18 protein-coding genes and 1 pseudogene are annotated in these 17527 nt (G+C 39.8%); 8 read left to right on the top strand and 11 right to left on the bottom strand.

The annotated features are described in order from the left end of the window. Nucleotides 1-650: 650 nt before the first annotated feature. Both V7K32_RS04040 and V7K32_RS04035 read right to left on the bottom strand, forming a co-directional pair. Nucleotides 651-3245 carry a glycogen/starch/alpha-glucan phosphorylase gene (locus V7K32_RS04040; protein ID WP_334990555.1) on the bottom strand — a complete coding sequence of 865 codons (2595 nt, stop codon included), beginning with the start codon at nt 3243-3245 and terminating at the stop codon, nt 651-653. 205 nt (nt 3246-3450) lie between these two features. Further along, nucleotides 3451-3642 carry a hypothetical protein gene (locus V7K32_RS04035; RefSeq protein WP_334990553.1) on the bottom strand — a complete coding sequence of 64 codons (192 nt, stop codon included), beginning with the start codon at nt 3640-3642 and terminating at the stop codon, nt 3451-3453. 12 nt (nt 3643-3654) lie between these two features. On the opposite strand from V7K32_RS04035, the gene V7K32_RS04030 reads away from it, so the two are divergent. Continuing rightward, nucleotides 3655-3825, top strand: a complete 171-nt coding sequence (locus V7K32_RS04030; RefSeq protein WP_334990551.1) for a DUF1800 family protein — start codon at nt 3655-3657, stop codon at nt 3823-3825. A gap of 34 nt (nt 3826-3859) precedes the next feature. Here V7K32_RS04030 and V7K32_RS04025 read toward each other — a convergent pair whose 3' ends face one another. The 4 genes from V7K32_RS04025 to V7K32_RS04010 form a co-directional block, all read right to left on the bottom strand. Beyond that, nucleotides 3860-4429, bottom strand: coding sequence for a retropepsin-like aspartic protease family protein (locus V7K32_RS04025; protein ID WP_334990549.1), 570 nt, complete (start codon nt 4427-4429; stop codon nt 3860-3862). Between the two features lie 290 nt (nt 4430-4719). Beyond that, a complete protein-coding gene (locus tag V7K32_RS04020) occupies nt 4720-5010 on the bottom strand; it encodes a transposase (RefSeq protein WP_334990547.1) in 291 nt (96 codons plus the stop codon). Between the two features lie 313 nt (nt 5011-5323). Then, complete coding sequence (locus V7K32_RS04015) at nt 5324-6532, bottom strand: hypothetical protein (RefSeq protein WP_334990545.1); 1209 nt, start codon at nt 6530-6532, stop codon at nt 5324-5326. 317 nt (nt 6533-6849) lie between these two features. Further along, the gene (locus V7K32_RS04010; protein ID WP_334990543.1) at nt 6850-7623 is read right to left on the bottom strand and encodes a nucleoside phosphorylase; all 774 of its coding nucleotides are present in this window, start codon (nt 7621-7623) and stop codon (nt 6850-6852) included. A 958-nt stretch (nt 7624-8581) separates the two neighbouring features. On the opposite strand from V7K32_RS04010, the gene V7K32_RS04005 reads away from it, so the two are divergent. Further along, on the top strand, nt 8582-8956 hold the full coding sequence (locus V7K32_RS04005) for a hypothetical protein (protein WP_334990541.1): 375 nt from the start codon (nt 8582-8584) through the stop codon (nt 8954-8956). A 111-nt stretch (nt 8957-9067) separates the two neighbouring features. Here the strand turns inward: V7K32_RS04005 and V7K32_RS04000 are convergent, their stop codons facing one another. Further along, complete coding sequence (locus V7K32_RS04000) at nt 9068-9577, bottom strand: pentapeptide repeat-containing protein (protein WP_334990539.1); 510 nt, start codon at nt 9575-9577, stop codon at nt 9068-9070. A gap of 87 nt (nt 9578-9664) precedes the next feature. Between V7K32_RS04000 and V7K32_RS03995 the strand changes: the two genes are divergently transcribed. Then, nucleotides 9665-10183, top strand: a complete 519-nt coding sequence (locus tag V7K32_RS03995; protein ID WP_334990537.1) for a hypothetical protein — start codon at nt 9665-9667, stop codon at nt 10181-10183. 105 nt (nt 10184-10288) lie between these two features. Here V7K32_RS03995 and V7K32_RS03990 read toward each other — a convergent pair whose 3' ends face one another. Next, on the bottom strand, nt 10289-11461 hold the full coding sequence (locus V7K32_RS03990; protein WP_334990535.1) for a tyrosine-type recombinase/integrase: 1173 nt from the start codon (nt 11459-11461) through the stop codon (nt 10289-10291). Nucleotides 11462-11624: 163 nt separating this feature from the next. Here V7K32_RS03990 and V7K32_RS03985 point away from each other — a divergent pair, with 163 nt between their 5' ends. Further along, a complete protein-coding gene (locus V7K32_RS03985) occupies nt 11625-12122 on the top strand; it encodes a YraN family protein (protein ID WP_334990533.1) in 498 nt (165 codons plus the stop codon). 70 nt (nt 12123-12192) lie between these two features. On the opposite strand, the gene V7K32_RS03980 is transcribed toward V7K32_RS03985, so the two are convergent. After that, nucleotides 12193-12582 (bottom strand): hypothetical protein, encoded by a 390-nt coding sequence (locus V7K32_RS03980; RefSeq protein ID WP_012412259.1) that lies wholly within the window; start codon nt 12580-12582, stop codon nt 12193-12195. Between the two features lie 269 nt (nt 12583-12851). On the opposite strand from V7K32_RS03980, the gene queA reads away from it, so the two are divergent. The 3 genes and pseudogenes from queA (at nt 12852) to V7K32_RS03965 (ending at nt 15597) form a co-directional block, all read left to right on the top strand. Beyond that, a complete protein-coding gene (queA, locus tag V7K32_RS03975) occupies nt 12852-14039 on the top strand; it encodes a tRNA preQ1(34) S-adenosylmethionine ribosyltransferase-isomerase QueA (RefSeq protein WP_334990557.1) in 1188 nt (395 codons plus the stop codon). 115 nt (nt 14040-14154) lie between these two features. Beyond that, a pseudogene (locus V7K32_RS03970) lies at nt 14155-14316 on the top strand (tetratricopeptide repeat protein); the annotation flags it as partial. Between the two features lie 438 nt (nt 14317-14754). Further along, on the top strand, nt 14755-15597 hold the full coding sequence (locus V7K32_RS03965; RefSeq protein WP_334990531.1) for a methyltransferase domain-containing protein: 843 nt from the start codon (nt 14755-14757) through the stop codon (nt 15595-15597). Between the two features lie 186 nt (nt 15598-15783). Here the strand turns inward: V7K32_RS03965 and V7K32_RS03960 are convergent, their stop codons facing one another. Beyond that, nucleotides 15784-16029: a hypothetical protein gene (locus V7K32_RS03960; protein WP_334990529.1), complete on the bottom strand. Its 246-nt coding sequence runs from the start codon at nt 16027-16029 to the stop codon at nt 15784-15786. Between the two features lie 148 nt (nt 16030-16177). On the opposite strand from V7K32_RS03960, the gene V7K32_RS03955 reads away from it, so the two are divergent. Beyond that, nucleotides 16178-16954 (top strand): ABC transporter ATP-binding protein, encoded by a 777-nt coding sequence (locus tag V7K32_RS03955; RefSeq protein WP_334990527.1) that lies wholly within the window; start codon nt 16178-16180, stop codon nt 16952-16954. Nucleotides 16955-17173: 219 nt separating this feature from the next. Here V7K32_RS03955 and V7K32_RS03950 read toward each other — a convergent pair whose 3' ends face one another. Beyond that, nucleotides 17174-17359, bottom strand: coding sequence for a hypothetical protein (locus tag V7K32_RS03950; RefSeq protein WP_334990525.1), 186 nt, complete (start codon nt 17357-17359; stop codon nt 17174-17176). Nucleotides 17360-17527: the final 168 nt, after the last annotated feature.

Here is a 17527-nt window from a genome sequence, read left to right as displayed (position 1 = left end):
TTTTTTTCAGGGTTACTTAGGAGTCCAAATTATAATTTGGAATTTTATTTAAATGTAGTTTATTAATACTACTGATTGAAGTGCGGAATGTGGGTAAGAAAGCTCATTTCACGATGATCTCACTTTTTGGCGTTGCTCCCATTTCAAAGTCCCTCTCCCATATATTGGGAGAGGGATTTAGGGTGAGGGCAAAAACTACGGTTCTCAACTTATATCAGGTTTAAATTCTTATTTTTCTGAAAAAGATTCGTAAAAACTGCCGTAAAAATAGAATGAAATAGCCCTGCTAGTTACCCCTAAGTTAGGGAGCATCCCAATTTTGGCTTAAATCTTTTCCCTCACCCCGAATCCCATATGATGGGAGAGGGGAGACATCATTCTACCGACTTTCCGCACTTCATCGTGTAATATGCGTAGATTTCCCATAGGTGGAAAAAAATGGTTAAATCAACAACATAAATCGCCAATGGTATTCAATATTAATACTTAATAATTTGAACATTATTAGGAATTTTTATTGAAAAGATAGATAATACATTTTGAAGTGCGGAATGTGGGATTCTAGTTCCCCGAATCCCATATCATGGGATTCGGGGTTAGGGGACGAGGGCTATCAAGGTTTTTGCACCTGACGGGATGCTCCCCTAAATTTATAATGGTAGTTCTTTTTCTTTCACGCCTACTTTATGTTCTTGACTATCATTTAAATTAATTTTTACTGGCTGAATATGCCAGATATCTTGGGCATATTCACGAATAGCACGATCTGCGGAAAAATAACCCATGCGAACAGCATTAAGTATTGACATCCTAATCCAGGTTTCCCGCTCATTATATGCTTGACTAACTTGTTCTTGACACTCGAGATAAGATTGATAATCTGCAAATAACATATACTCATCTCGATTTTTCAAAGAATCTATTAATGGTTGAAATAACTCGGTATTTCCACCAGAGAAATAGCCGGAAGCAATTTGATCAATTGCTTGTTTTAGTTCAGGATTGTTGTTGTAATAGTTATAAGGGTTATATGAGAGCGCTTTCATCTGAGCAACTTCAACAACTGTTAATCCAAACTCAAAAAAGTTTTCAGCACCGACGCGATCGCGAATTTCAATATTTGCTCCATCCTGTGTCCCAATTGTAACTGCTCCGTTCATCGCAAACTTCATGTTACTTGTGCCAGAAGCTTCCTTCCCAGCAGTGGAAATTTGCTCGGAAAGGTCAGCAGCAGGATAAATTCGCTGTGCTAACGAAACATTGTAGTTAGCTAAAAAGACTACTTTCAGCTTTGAACCTACGTCAGGGTCATTATTAATTACATTAGCGACAGAATTAATTAGCTTGATTATTAACTTCGCCATTGAGTAGCCTGGTGCTGATTTTCCACCAAAAATTATAGTTCGAGGTACTATATCGAGGCTGGGATTTTTCTTGATGCGATTATAGAGAGTAATAATGTAGAGCAAGTTTAAATGTTGCCGTTTATACTCATGAAACCGCTTCACCTGAATATCAAACAGAGAATTGCTATTCACCTCAATACCAGTGGTTTGCAAAATATATTCCGCTAAATCTTGTTTATTTTCCTGTTTAATTTGCCACCAATTCTGCTGAAAATCTGCATCAGCAACAAAAGCTTCTAGTTGCTTAATTTCATCTAAATTTTTAATCCAATTTTTGCCAATTTTGTTAGTAATCAACAGCGCTAATTTCGGATTAGCAAGTAATATCCAACGTCGGGGAGTAACGCCATTAGTTTTATTAGTAAATTTCTCCGGGAACAATTCGTAGAAATCTGGGAACAGGTTGTTTTTTAGCAACTGTGTATGTAGTTCAGCAACACCATTAATAGCATGACTGCCTACACAAGCAAGGTGTGCCATACGAACTTTCTTATCTGTCCCTTCTTCTATTAGCGAAAGCCGAGCTATTTTCTCATTATCTCCGCCATACTTGAGACGAACCTGTGTAAGGAACCTACTGTTAATTTCAAAAATAATTTCCAAATGTCTGGGTAACAGATGACCAAACAAACTAACATCCCAACGTTCTAACGCTTCTGATAGAAGAGTGTGATTCGTAAATCCAAAACTATTCTCAGTTATATTCCAAGCTTTATCCCAATCTAATTGATGAACATCCACTAACAGCCGCATCATTTCCGCAATGCCAATAGCTGGGTGGGTGTCATTGATTTGAATAGCAAGTTTTGCAGCGAATTGGTCGAAGCTCTCGTGTGTTTCCAGGTACTTGCCAATCATATCTTGCAATGAGCAAGAAACAAAAAAATATTGCTGCTCTAAACGGAGTTCTTTGCCTTGATAATTTTGGTCATTCGGATAAAGAACTTTGGTAATATTTTCTGAAAAAACTTTATCTGCTACAGCGCGGGTAAAGTCCCCAGAATTGAAAATCTGCAAGTTGAAATCTTCGCTGGCTTTAGCACTCCAGAGCCGTAGCGTATTTACTGTGTTGCTGCTATAACCCGAAATTGGCATATCATAGGGTATACCTAACACGGTTCGTTCTGGTATCCAGCGTACTTGATAGCGTCCGTGTTCGTCAGTGTAAGCCTCTGTGTGTCCGCCGAACTGGACTTCTACAATATAATCAAGACGGGGAATTTCCCAAGGGTTACCAAATCGCAGCCAGCTATCTGGCCGTTCTACTTGCCACCCATCTTGGATTACTTGTTGAAAAATTCCGAATTCGTAGCGAATACCGTAACCAATAGCAGGCATCTCTAAGCTAGAAAGAGAATCTAAAAAGCAAGCCGCCAGTCGCCCTAAACCACCATTACCCAATGCTGGTTCGTTTTCCTGTTCCAGCACATCATAAAGGTCAAAACCTAATTCCTGAAGAATATTACGAGCTTCTTCATAAAGTCCTACATTCATCAAATTTTTTCCCAGCTGCGGCCCAATTAGGTACTCAGCAGATAGATAACACAGGATTTTGACATCGTTATGCAAATAGCTTTGTTCTACAGTTTTGAGCCAACGGTGTAGTAGGCGATCGCGTACAGTATACGCTAACGCCATATAGTAATCATGTGCAGTCGCCCAGTTTTCATCCTTCGCCTGGATGTAGTAGAGGTTATCTAAAAGAGCGCGTTTGAGCGTTACTGCATCCATGCCCGTGCGGTCATCTTGCACCTGAATTTGGACTTTTTCTGTTCGCCGAGCAGATTTTTTGAAATGCGGAGTGCAATTACCATTTTGCTTTGGGTGGTTATAGCTCATTGGTTTAAAATTATTTTAAAAATAGGTATCGTTTACTCTGATAATTCTACGATTTTATCAATCAAAATTACTTTTGGTTCAACTGCAATAGCACAAGCAAGAAATATACAAGCTCTGTTGTTACTCTCCCCAAAAACAAAGGCTTCAACCACTATCTTTGACTTCATCCCATAGTGCTACTTCCCATAAAAAGCATTTAACCAATTTATTTAGGGCGCTCACGTTCTTCGCGCTCTCTACGTAGCCATAGCAGCCTTCCTTGTTCTCGTTCGCGCCACTCATGTTGGTGATTGTTTCCCAAAATTACTTCTACTTGAGCACATGCACGCTCTGCTAAAACACTCGAAGTTAGCAAAATGCCTAACAAACAAGATGAGAGAATTCTTTTCATGTTCATAAAAACATACCTTTGATTGAACTAGAAATCTATAGTTTTAGACTTCTTTGTTCTGGAAAAGCTGCTAACAAGCGGGGTCAACAGGTGCTAAATGAGGCAGTCCAGGCGCGGTTATTACAAGCGACTAGCAGTCAGCGACAACTCCAGGAAGTGATGGTGGACTTTTGGTACTACTATAACTAGCATTAATTGTCAAGTAAAAATTTATCTGCGAACTTTAGCGGTAATGAAATTCGACCTCTTTTTCCAGAATTTTAATATCATAGTTGCCAAAGAAATCGTGACCCAGTAAGCCGATGCTTGCTTTTGGTGCGATCGCTACCTGAAGATTATTAGCTGTAACTCCACCTACTGCAATAGATGTTACCTGACTGGTTGGGAATTCTACTTGGCTACCGTCCGCAATCTGGGCTTGCATTGTCCCTGTAGCCTGGAGTTTAAGTGTATTCGCCATACCTTGAGTGATAATAGTTTCACTGGAACCTGTATCTACAATCATTTCAAAGGTTTTTTTATCGTTGAAGGTGACATCAATCACAGGAGTTCCACCAAAGCGGCGTTTAATTGAGACTCGAAAAACTCTCTTTTCTAAAGGGACGGCTATATTGCCACAAAGCCTTCCCAATCCAACGGTTTTACCAGAAGAAGTTATCATGTAACATGCTCCTGGATCGTCAGCTGTTGCCTGATGAGAGAATGCTAAAAATACTAGTGCCGCAGTTACGCCCGTTGTAAACATCGCAGCTAAATTAACGGTCGGAATCCAACGCTTCCAAGCATTCTTCATGTTATATTGCTCTCTAATTTTTATATTATTCAGAATAGTTGCAATAATTGGTGCTGAACACTTACGGTTATTAAAACAAAAGCGCAATATTTATCAACCTCAACTACAACCAAGTTTCAAACACCTTGCGTTCTTCGGGTTATAATTTTTGTCTATAGTCTATATATTATGTCTATAGCAATCCGAATTGAAAGGTGAGAAAATACGTAGATATAAGCATTTCAGCAATTTTCTTTTTCACGAATGATTTAGGATTGCTATAGTACAGCGCGGCCTAAATAACCATACTATTAAATAGCCAAAACGTTGCCCTTATATATCCACTTAAAAGGTTTAGCCATTATTTGATTACAGTAGTCGATAAAATTGAGAGTTCGATTTTTTAAATCATCCTGACTGATAAAACTTGCTCTTCTTAGTAACTTGCGAACCAAAATACTGAACCAAATCTCAACTTGATTGAGCCACCAAGAATGTTTAGGTGTGTATGCTAAGGGACTTCCAGGAAATAAATTATCCAATCTTGTGGGGTGGGCAACTTGCCCGCCTTTGACTATGGGCGGGCGAGACGCCCACCCCACAATAAATAGTTGTATATTTTTTTATTTGGAAGTCCCTAATAGTTCGATTAGTTGCTCCATACTAAATTTTACTAGTACACCAATACGCTCAGAGTCTTGTAATCTCTGAAAAGTAGACAACTCTTGATTATTAGTTTGCAACCATCGATTTCGTCCCTTCAGAGCCATGTGCCGATTGATATCTAAATTTCAGGCAATTTGACGATGGTTTCGATCGTCAGATACCATGAGAATTATTTTTGCTCATAGCGCTATCTGTTGCGGCGTATTCTGTCGGTTTAGCAACTCTTGAAGTTGATGATGGACTGCTGTACTAGACCTCCAATTTAAAGGCGTTACTCCTCTCTAGAATAGCTTGAGTCTGTAGATTCTGGCTATTTATTAAAGCTTGATTCTCTAGAGATATTAGATATGGTAGATATGGATTTTCTGCCACGGGCGCGACGTTATTAGGTTGTGCAGTAAGGTAGAATATGTAATCAGTATTCCCTGCTTGAGGTTGAATGTGTATATAGTAAGTTCCTGGATTTAATGATCTGCTTTGATTTGCTTTATATATACTACTATTTTGATCATTAGCAGTATTACTAGAAGCTAAAATTTGACCACTCGTATTAAGCAGTTGTTCACTTATGCCCCTAGAAAAGCTAAAGTTATTTATCGTAACAGTACTAGCTTGATTTAAACTGAACTGATAGTAGTCATGAGGATCGGATGAGCTTACATGTTCCAATATTTCAGTAGAATTTGAACCTATCGTAAGTTGGCGAGCAGTGTTGAATGTGTTCCCAGCGTAATCACTCGCAGCCTCACGCCCTTCATCCAAACCAGAAAAATCAAAGTGTTCGACTAAATTGATTCCTTTCAATGAAGCCAAGTCGGGATTATTTGCTTTATAGAAACCAGCATCAAAATAGGGTGAAGATTTACGCCCTTCATTTATGCCATTGATTTCAAAATGTTGCAACAACTGGTTGTTGTTCAAATTAGTTAAGTCTTGGTTATTAGTGCGATAGTAGTTGAAGTCAAAAAATGATGAAGATTTACGCCCTTCATTTATCCCATAAATTTCAAAGTGGTTCAAAAGTTGAGAATTATTTAGATTTGCGAGATCAGAGTTAAGCGACTTATAAGTATTCTTAGCGAAAAGTGGATGGAAGTAGCGTCCCTCGCTAACACCATTGTTTTCCAGATGATTAAATAATTGCTCGTTGTTAAAGCTTGCAAGGTCACTGTTATTAGCACGATAGTACTTAAGGTCAACCAATGGAGAAAAGCTGCGTCCCTCAGCTACACCATAATTTTCCAGATGATTTAACAGTTGGCTGTTGTTCAAGTTTGCCAGGTCAGAACTGCTAGACCGATAAAAATTTAAATTAACAAGTGGTGAGAAGGAACGACCTTCGTTTAAACCATAAGCCTGGAAGTGTGATAGAGCTTGAGCATCATTTAAACCAGCTAAGTCAGCATTGGCAGCACGATAGAAATTGGCATCAAATACGCTTGAGATACTTAGAGACATATCACGAAACCTCCTAATATGAAATAATATTTATACTCTGAATTTTCCGTCAGCTTTTCGTCTATTTTCAATGGGAGCATCGCAAATGTGTTTATGAAGATACATCTTACATAAAATCACTGATTTATAAATTAAAGATTAGGTAAAGACGTAGATAGCGTTTTTTAATGAACTGAGGTAAACCTAAATCTTTCCAAATCTTTTTACCAAGGTTAGTAGTTTTGGAAACGTACCTTACCTGGTCGGAAACCGCTATAAAGCTAGTTAGATCATATTAAATCTGGCAGACTAAGAAGTTAGATAAGATAAATTTGTTATTATTCAAGGGTTTCTGCTGCATGTAGAGCAGTTGCGATCGCATTTCTAACAGCAATATCCTTTTGTTCTAAAATGATATTTTCACTAACAGTACGCCCAGCAACTACACCGCAAACAGCAGCAGCAGCAAAATTATACACTCCTGCCATTTTGAATAATGTGCCGCATTCCATCTCATAATTCAAGATATTTAATCGCCGATATTCTTCTGTAATACCATGCAGCGATCGCATTAAATTTGGATTTGCTGAATCAGTGCGTTCTTGTCCTTCGTAAAAAGTATCAACTGATGCCGTAATTCCTATGTAATGTTCAACCTCTAATTCTCGTGCTGCTTTAACTAAAGCGACTGTGAGAAATGGATCGGCTGCGGCTGGATACTCCACAGGCGCAATGTCATTTGCTGCACCTTGGCGACACAATGCTGCACTGCTAATAACAACGCTACCGACTGGTATATAAGATTGAATTGACCCGCAAGTTCCAATGCGAATAACTTGGCGAATTCCTACTTGTACTAACTCATTCACAACGATACTTAATGAAGGCGCACCCATACCACTAGTAGCAGATAAAATGGTGCGACCATTAGGCAAATATCCTACATAGCTATTGAGTCCGCGATTCTCCGACAACAAGCGTACATCTTGTAAATAAGTTTGGGCAATTAGACGCGATCGCTCTGGATCGCCAGATAATAAGGCAATGCTGGGAGGCGATGAACCTAAATCGTCTTGTCCAAAACCAATGTGATAAAAGCGTTTATTTAGCATTCAATTTTAGATTTTAAATTTTACATTTTGGATTATCTTACTTACGAACCGTCTTTACCTTTCCATGTAAGATGCCATTGGTCATAGAACTTAGACTGTGCAATAATTTTTTGGCGAATGTCTGCCATTTCTTCGGAGCGGTTAATATTTTGTATCAGATAACCACTCTCAAAGATAAGTTCATGAACTTCCTCATATTTATAAGCAGGTTCAAAGCCAAGATGAACATATAGGCTCTTAATAAAATTATTAGCTACTAATAAGCTTCCTGTAAATTTAAAATTTTGAGATTAGTCCTCACTACGAGACGCTACGCATGGGATGCTCCCCTACGCATAGCTTGCTTCCCCAAAGCGATACACTACAAACCTTGAATTGGGAGCAACGCCAAAAAGTTAGATCATTGTGAAATGAGCTGTTCTTGAGCAGGGGGGTAAAGAGAAAAATAGTAATTTTTGCTACTACAAATCATCCATAATACACTTAATTTATTTTTCTTCCTCAGCCTCCCCAGCCTCCCCATCTCACTGTTAGAGCATTGCTTGCCCTATGTTTTTTATAAATCAAAAATTTAGGTTCTTGGCTTTGGAATTACCATCAACTCAGTTTATATCAAACTTTGGCAATACCAAATTTTTCAAGTATCTATTGTTTGAGGAACTTAAGTATTGTCTTATGAACAATCTGTCTCAAGCCTTGTTCTGTATGCCTTAATTACAAATTTAGGACTTACGCAAAAAGCAGTGAAAGCCTTGATATCCCGTAGGGGCAATTGATGAATTGCCCCTACATTTCGTAGTTGATGCGTAAGTCCTAAAATCATGTAGTGCTTTACACTTATAAGAAGGTATGACGAACTATTATAATACCTTGCTACATATTGTTTCAGTGCTTCTACAGTGCCAGAACGACTTTGATTGCGGATAAAAATATATGAAATATTATATTTTTAAAGCGTATGTATTTTAAGATAGGCGGTATGGTGGCGATCGCTGTTTTATTGAGCAGTGGTAGTGCGATCGCTCAAGATGCAGAAAGATATATCACTGTAGGGCATGATAAATTGGGAAACAGCGTAGCTCTGGACACGAAAACTATTAAGGGTACGATATACAAGCTTTACGGTATCTACGGAGATGGCATTTTCGAGACTACCTTCAATGCATCTTGCACAGAATCGCGGCTTTTTCGCAATCGCATTGCAATTTACGGCCCAGAAGGACAGCTACTTGAAGAGGATAAGGAAAAAGGAGAAATCCCTTTTGTAGCAACTTCTTCACCAGGCAAAGGAATGAAAATTGTTTGTCAAAAGATTGGTGCGAGTGGTTGGTAGTTGCTGAATATTTTATAAGTGGGGAGTGGGGAGCAGAGGAAGATAAGGGAAATGGAGAATAATCAATGCCTAATTCCCAATTCCCAATTCCCAATTCCCAGCTAGAAAATACTAAGGACAAAATAACGTGTCACGCGTATCTCGTCCTGTAATGGAATTAGTTCCCTTGGCAAGTTTGCACAATTTTTTTTGCTCATCGGAACGCAGCAACGTATCGGTAAAATCTGCCCCGTCAATGATTGCACCATCAAATCTGGCGTTAGCAGCAAAAGCACCCTCCAACAGTGCATTTGTCAAATTTGCTCTGACTAAACGAGCTGAGTCTAAAGTGGCGTTTCTCAAGTCGGCTCCCTCCAAATTCACAGACTCCAAATTTGCTGCAAAGAAGCTGACACCGTTCAAATTAGCATGGCTGAAGTTGCTCTGGCGAAGATTAGCTTTGGTAAAGCTGGAGTCTGTTAAATCACGTCCTGAGAAATCAGCCTCAACCAAAATTTCTTTATTATATTCCAGTGCCAAAGCCGGTGGAGCAAAACCTGCGGTTGCGGTGATGCCAACTATTCCCCACAGCAATAAGCTGAGTATGCTTGCCCAAATTCGGGCCCTTAACTTAGAATTCATGCTATTTTTAGCCAATGGCGAACTCTCCTCCATTTCATTATCCTTGAGTGAGAGATGTTAGCGCAAAAATCCTTTAAAAATATTTTGATGAATACTAATTCAAGTTCATCCGACGATTTGAACGTTGCCTTCGCACGACTTCAGGCTATTCAGTGGGATACGCTGGGAATGGGGGAGAAGGACGAAAGACTTACAGAACTGATGTTAGAATTTCTGTCGCGGGTAAGACAATGGGCAAAGTTTTTGCAGAGCGAACAGAAGCATATTTTTCAAAATCTTGCTCTCCAGATTCGCCCTGACATTGAACTCCCGTCTCCCCTAATGCAATGGCTGGACGAGTTATACAACAGCAACCGGATACCAACTAGGCGTGGTAGTGTCTATGTTGTGCAAGGGATAATATGTAATTACTTATTTTGGTGTCGTCTACGGGAATTTGATGCAGTCCCGGCGAATGGTCTTCCTGATCCTTATGAGCCGTTCATCACCTTTCTGGAATGCGGTGGTGGCATATATGTCGAGCATCACCAATTTATGGATATTTACCCCAATTATGTTTACTTCAATTTGACTGTTGGGAATGCCACGCCAGCAAGTGAAGAATAAGCACATCATGGGAGTATGATTTTGGGTAACTCCTAGAAACTCTTGTTTTACTGTTGAATTAAGTCATTAAATAACCCAGGTTAGAGTAAATTAGGCAATAGATATCTAGATATCTGGGAATACTCGTTCTTTATCTGGTTGCAAATAGTGTTTAATTATTACTTCAACACTATTTCCACAGCTATCAGCTAATAATGCCAAGTCAGCACCATTATTAGCCATGATGCTAATGAAAGTATGTCTAGTAGCATAAGCTTTTAAATATTTAATTTTGCCTACTTCTGCCAGCCTAGCTACAACTCCAAGGTATTTGTAATGTTTTCCATGATTAGTGTATCCACCACCTAACCATGCAGCTTTTAATATTGCTGTAGAGACTTGTTTCGCCGTTGTAGTTTTGAACACTAAATCATTGGGACTACAATTATCAGTTTTGAGATAATTTAATACTTTTTGAAGTCGGGTTAATCCCTTCATTTTAAAAATTCTGACAGTATCGGTCTTGGTCGATTGTGTCTCGCCAATTTCTGAAGCATAACTTTCATCAAAAACTATCCATCCAGTATCAAATTTAATATCTTTCCACTGCAATGCAAAAACCTCGCCGTGTCTACATCCAGTAAGAAACAAGAACTCAATTAACGGTGCAATATGTTTTTCACTGTTTTTGTCAGATTGATAGAATGCTTGAATTATTAAGTTCCTTTCTTCTATTGTATATGCTTTTGAATTTTCCTCATGTTTTAATTGCTCTGATTTTTTCGAGACTTTGTAAGTATCTTTTATTTCATCAAAATAGTCTTCAAATAAGATTCCTCTTTTTATCGCCCTCTTGCTTAAGGTGCTTAAGGCACATAATAAATTTTTAGCCCCAGTCCTATTAGCCTTCTTTTCGTTCAATGTCTCAAGAATCTCATTTGCTAAATCATTGTCTAGGAGTTTATCTAGAAACGGTTTCAACATTGCTGTGTACCTACCTATATATATTCCCTTGTAAGTAGTTTTTTTAACTTGGCTACGTTTCCAGTTACAAAATTCTTCCCACAATTCACCCAATTTAGGTAACGCCCTTGCAGTCGTTAGCTGAGTCACAGTCGCTAGCATCGGCTTGATATCCAAGTACTTAGCAAGGGTAGGGTCAAACAGTCCCCCGTCTGGATGGTCGATATCAGCTTGTATTAGCCTAGCTATTCCATCCGCCCATTGTTGATTATCAGGTGTGTCAGACCTACCTAACCCTTTATAAGCTTGACGCTTGCTGTAGAACTGTTGACTCACCTTGCTAGAGAATTGCAGCCGCAAGCTACCCTTGTCATTTCCTACCCTAATGTCAGCCAATTGACTAGAAGCCTTGGTATTGCTTTGTTTTGAGTACATCTAGTAATCCTCTAGTAAATTTAGGCGGTAAAGTTGTTAGAGAACCATAGAATACCAGATTTTTATGAAATATTTAAATAGTGGTCAATTAGGAGAAGACCTAGTAGCCCAATGGTTGCAATCTAAAGGTTGGATAATTCTCCATCGTCGCTTTTCTAGTCGCTGGGGAGAAATCGATATTATTGCTGAATATCATGGAGTAACTGGGAAAGAGCAGGGGAGTAGGGGAGAATACCCCACTCTCCACTCATTATTGGCATTTGTGGAAGTCAAAACCCGCAGTTTTGGTAGTTGGGATGCAGGGGGAAGAAGCGCAATCACTTCACAAAAGCAAGCAAAAATCTGGCGGACGGCTGGAATGTTTTTAGCCCAGTACCCTGAGAAGGCAGATTATTCTTGTCGATTTGATGTTGCTATTGTCTACTGTCAAAGGATATCAAAAAATCTAACTGGGGTTACAGCAAGCCAAGAAGCTCTAGCTACTTCATCAGCCGCCGGATATAAGTTTAAGCTGCAAGAATACATTCTGGCAGCTTTCGACTCTTCAATTGATAATGGTTAATTGGTAATCGATAAAATATTTTGATTACCAATGACCAATAATTTTGTCGTGGCGTTACAACCAAATAGAGTCACGCCAAAGTTTCTGGACAGTAGCCTAAGCCCCGGACAAATTGTTGCCGGAACGCCTCAATTTCATCTCTCTCTGGGCTACCATGAGAGACGATCGCAACCTGATAGCGACGCATCACGTCCACTGGGCATTGTCCGGCTTCCAAACTCCAAAGTGCCATTTGCACCCTCATTGGCGGTTCGTAGCTAATTCCTAATTCATTTAGAAAAGCGCGAAAGTCGCCATCTTCTTGGGGCGAGACTTGACCTTTGAGTTTTATCCTAACCACCCAGCCATCAATTTGATGAATTACGGTGACGAAAGAAACTGGTGTCTGGGGTCTAGCGTGCAGGTGTTGAACGACCCTCAGGGTTAGACTGGCATTTGCCAGATAGTACAAGTATTCCATGTTTGTTGGTGCTTGGGATCAAAGCCAATCCTACATATATATATTCGTCAATCCGTGCCTGTTCCCGGTAGGGTAAATGCCCCCGTTTTTAGATGGGGAGGTTTACCCAATTTTTATGTTAAGTTTTCCGTGTTACTTAATAGTAACAATCTTATAGCCTAGAGGCAAAACTGAGCGAAGATGCCTTAAAGTTCCAATAGTAAGGGAAAACTTAAACAGAAGGAAAAGCTCAAACCAGCTTTTTTAACGATTCCGAGTATAAATACTAAATAAACCAAAAACTAGTACAAGTCAATTTGAAAGATACCTCTCGCTCACAACTAAAAGATTTTGAATTAGATTGCTCGGTAGCTGGCTATGACTACAAACTACCTCCAGAACTCATTGCCCAAAATCCAGCAGTTCCTAGAGATAGTTCGCGGTTACTGGTAGTTAATTATCCCACTACAGGCACCGAAACAGCACCCTTACACCACATTTTCCATGATTTACCTGCACTGCTGCGCTCTGGTGATTTGTTGGTTATGAACAATACAAGAGTCATTCCAGCGCGGCTTTATGGTCATAAATCCACTGGTGCTAAAATCCAGGTGTTGCTGTTGGAAGAACGGCAGTATAACTGTTGGTTAGCTTTAGTTAAGCCAGGAAAAAGCTTCAAACAAGGAGCGAAGATTATTTTTGAAGCAAGGGGAGGGGGAGATGGGGGAGAAAATTTTACCTCATCCTCCTCATCCCCTCACCTGCTCACGGCTACGGTTTTAGAAACAGATGCAGCAACCGGGGGGCGTTTGTTGCAATTTGATATAGCAGAGGGAAAGACTTTGGTGCAACTGTTAGAGGTATTTGGTGAAATCCCGCTACCACCGTACATTACTACCTCAGCAGCTGCTGATGAGCAGTATCAGACAGTTTATGCTAAACAACCAGGAGCGATCGCAGCTCCGACGGCAGGATTACACTTTACAAGAGAATTATTACAAAAGTTGCGCGATCGCAATATCAATCAAGCTTTTATAACGCTACACGTTGGTGTAGGTACATTTCGCCCTGTGGAAGTGGAGGATGTAACTACCCACCAGATGCATGAAGAATGGATTGAAGTCCCCGCAGCTACAGTAGAGCAAATCCGCGCCACTAAAGCAGCTGGCGGTCGAATTATTGCTGTGGGAACAACGGCAGTAAGGGCTTTAGAAGGGGCGGCTCAATCTGGGAATTTACAACCATTTTGCCAGAAAACAGACCTGTTTATTTATCCCGGCTACCAATGGCGGGTGGTGGATGGTTTAATTACAAATTTTCACCTACCGCGTTCCAGTTTGCTGATGTTGGTAAGTGCGCTAATTGGCAGACAACGGTTATTGAATATATACAACGAAGCGATCGCTTTTGGGTATCGCTTTTATTCATTCGGCGATGCAATGTTAATTTTGCCGTCAGCTGTGGGAGTTAAAAGTTAAAAGTTAGGAGTTTGGAGTTAGGAGTTAGGAGTTAGGAGTTAGGAGTTTGGAGTTTGGAGTTAAAAGTTGGAATTTTTTCTTCGTGGTGGCTACTCTGACTTATGAGGAGTCAAAAAATTTAGGTTTGGCGCTGTATGAACAGGGACAGTTTGAGGATGCGATCGCAGCATACCAAAAAGCAATTAATTTAGATAGTAGCAATGCCAACGCTTATTTGAACTTAGCGATCGCTTTCCAACAACAAGGTCAAATAGAGGCTGCGATCGCTAATTATCGCCTGTTTGCGTAAAAGAGATGAGATGAATGCACCTACTGATGAGCAAGCAGCGCTTATCCAAATCACGATGCAAGGGAGAAATCATGAATTACCCGGATAGATCACTCAAGAGAAGCTACTAGCCTTGCACAACGCGAAAATAAATGTATCTTGAGATGGCTATTGGGTTGCTGAGTCAATAATAGGACTTACGCTTTCAAGGCACTGAAAGCCTTGATTTCTCGTAGGGGCAATTCATGAATTGCCCCTACATTTCGTACTTTATGCGTAAGTCCTAAATAAAATTTATTAATTTTTTCAGCTAACTCCCTTCATTCATTCTAGAGGGGAGTTTTTTAGACTTCTATTTTGATACTTTAGAAACAAAAATTAATATCAATCTCTAAATAGAGAGATATCTTCTAAACTTCTTCAAGTAAGACTTCAAGAACTTAGAACATGAGCGCAACACTTTACCAGCAAATTCAGCAATTTTACGATGCTTCCTCCGGGCTGTGGGAACAGATTTGGGGCGAACACATGCACCACGGCTATTACGGCGCTGATGGTACCCAGAAAAAAGATCGTCGTCAGGCTCAAATTGATTTAATCGAAGAACTTCTTAGTTGGGCTGGAGTACAAGCAGCAGACAATATCCTAGATGTGGGTTGTGGTATTGGCGGCAGTTCTTTATACCTTGCACAAAAGTTTAATGCTAAGGCTACAGGGATTACACTGAGTCCTGTACAAGCTGCCAGAGCAACGGAACGCGCAATGGAAGCTAATTTAAGCCTGAGAACACAGTTCCAAGTCGCAAATGCTCAAGCAATGCCTTTTGCTGACGATTCTTTTGACTTGGTTTGGTCGCTAGAAAGCGGTGAACACATGCCAGATAAAACCAAGTTTCTCCAGGAGTGCTACCGAGTATTGAAGCCCGGCGGTAAGTTAATTATGGTGACTTGGTGCCATCGACCAATTGATGAATCTCCACTAACGGCGGATGAACAAAAGCACTTGCAGGATATTTATCGGGTGTATTGTTTGCCTTATGTGATTTCTTTGCCAGAGTACGAAGCGATCGCACATCAACTACCATTACATAATATCCGCACTGCCGATTGGTCAACAGCTGTCGCCCCCTTTTGGAATGTGGTGATTGATTCTGCATTTACTCCCCAAGCTTTTTGGGGCTTACTAAATGCTGGTTGGACTACCATCCAAGGGGCATTATCACTGGGATTAATGCGTCGCGGTTATCAGCGTGGGTTAATTCGGTTTGGCTTATTGTGCGGCAATAAGTAAGGATGTCCGGTTGCCCTACTACCTTATACCAATTCACGAAAATATTGATACATATAGATTTCTCGTAGGGGACAGCCATTGCCTGTCCCCTCCCAGGTATTTGTATCATTATTAAAGTGAAAGAAAAATGGCATAAATCCTAGCTTTTTGCTTTCTCAATTGTGATATTTGAGCAAGCAAAAAGGCTTATTGCTTTCTGATTTCAGTAAATTCAGCAAGTAAAAAGGCATATTGCTTTCTCAAAATGCTTAATTGCTTGCTCATTTCAGTAAATTCAGCAAGTAAAAAGGTATATTGCTTTCTCAAAATGCTTAATTGCTTGCTCATTTCAGTAAATTCAGCAAGTAAAAAGGTATATTGCTTTCTCAAAATGCTTGATTGCTTTCTCATTTCAGTAGATTCAGCAAGTAAAAAGGTATATTGCTTTCTCATTTAAGTAATTTACGCAATAGCGATCGCAATTCGATTAAATGGATTAAGCCGAGCTAAATCAATATGTCTAATTGAATTAAACTGGGTATAAGGATGCTAAATCATCCACTCACTGTAAAATTAAGTTTATAACTTTTGAATATTTGAAATGCCACTCGAACTGCAAAACCTCACAGGCGGTTACACCTTAGTACCAATTGTTCAAAACATTAACCTCACTCTGCAAACAGGAGAATGGTTGAGTTTAGTTGGTGCTAATGGCTCAGGTAAATCTACTTTACTCAAATTGCTGAGTCGTATTCTCTCCCCACAACAGGGAACAGTGCTACTTGATGGCAAAGCAATTCACTCTCAACCCCCAAATTTAGTTGCACAAAAACTGGCATTATTACCGCAACAACAAACGGTTCCCGTTGGCTTAAGTGTGCGACAATTAGTAAGCTTAGGACGCACGCCTCATCAACCTTGGTGGCAATGGGAATTAACCGCCGAAGATTGGGACAAAGTGGAAGCTGCAATTGAAAAGACGCAATTAGAAAAATTTAGCGATCGCTTAGTCGAACAACTCTCCGGTGGTGAAAGACAACGCGCTTTTTTAGCTTTAGCACTAGCCCAAGAGCCAAAAGTTTTACTATTAGATGAACCGACAACTTTTTTAGATATCAACTATCAATTGCAACTATTAGAACTGCTTAAAGAACTGAATCAGCAGCAGGGATTAACTATTATCACAGTATTACACGAACTGAATTTAGCCGCCCGGTATAGTTCCCGCATTGCATTATTAAAACAGGGTCATATTTGGGAAGTTGGTACACCTGAAGAAGTTCTCACACCAAGTGCGATCGCTCAAGTATTTGGTGTGGAATCAGTGATTATTCAGACACCCGTCGGACTACAGGTTTGTGCCATTTCTGCTGTTTAAAATCAAATCATAGTATCGTATCCTAAATTTTTCATAATCAAAAAACCTCCCAATAATCTGCCACACGTATTTTAACTTTTCAACTGTAAATAATCTTAATCCTCAATCTTCATGCTGGCGTGTCTAGACTAGGGTTGGTTTATGTCTGCAAATGTTTGGAAAACTGCTATTTAATCAAGCGTGGAGGTATAGCATCTCCACACGGGCGATATGTTAATCTTATGGCCCGCCTGAAAGGTTATAGCCAATGTAGCAGTTACTGCCAGTACGAACAAATACACCTGTTGGTGTCCATTGCTTGATCTGTTTGATAGAAGAAGCATCTAGGAACATTGGATAGGGTTCACCCAACAAGGTAGGTATTTGTCCAACTTGCGTAAGCGGCCACGACTTTTTATCTATCAAATCTAACTCTGTCCTACAGGGAAGCTGTATCCCGTAGGAAAAAACTCCAATGCACTTATTTGAAGCAATATAGCCCACATTCCGCACTTCATCCTGTAGTACACATACTGACAATAAAAGCTTCTATTTAATTTAAGTAGAAAGACTTAAATTACTTAATAACTAATA

Origin of the sequence: Nostoc sp., assembly GCF_036917635.1 — a bacterium.
Classification (GTDB): Bacteria; Cyanobacteriota; Cyanobacteriia; order Cyanobacteriales; family Nostocaceae; genus Nostoc.
This window is presented reverse-complemented; position numbering and strand designations above follow the sequence as displayed.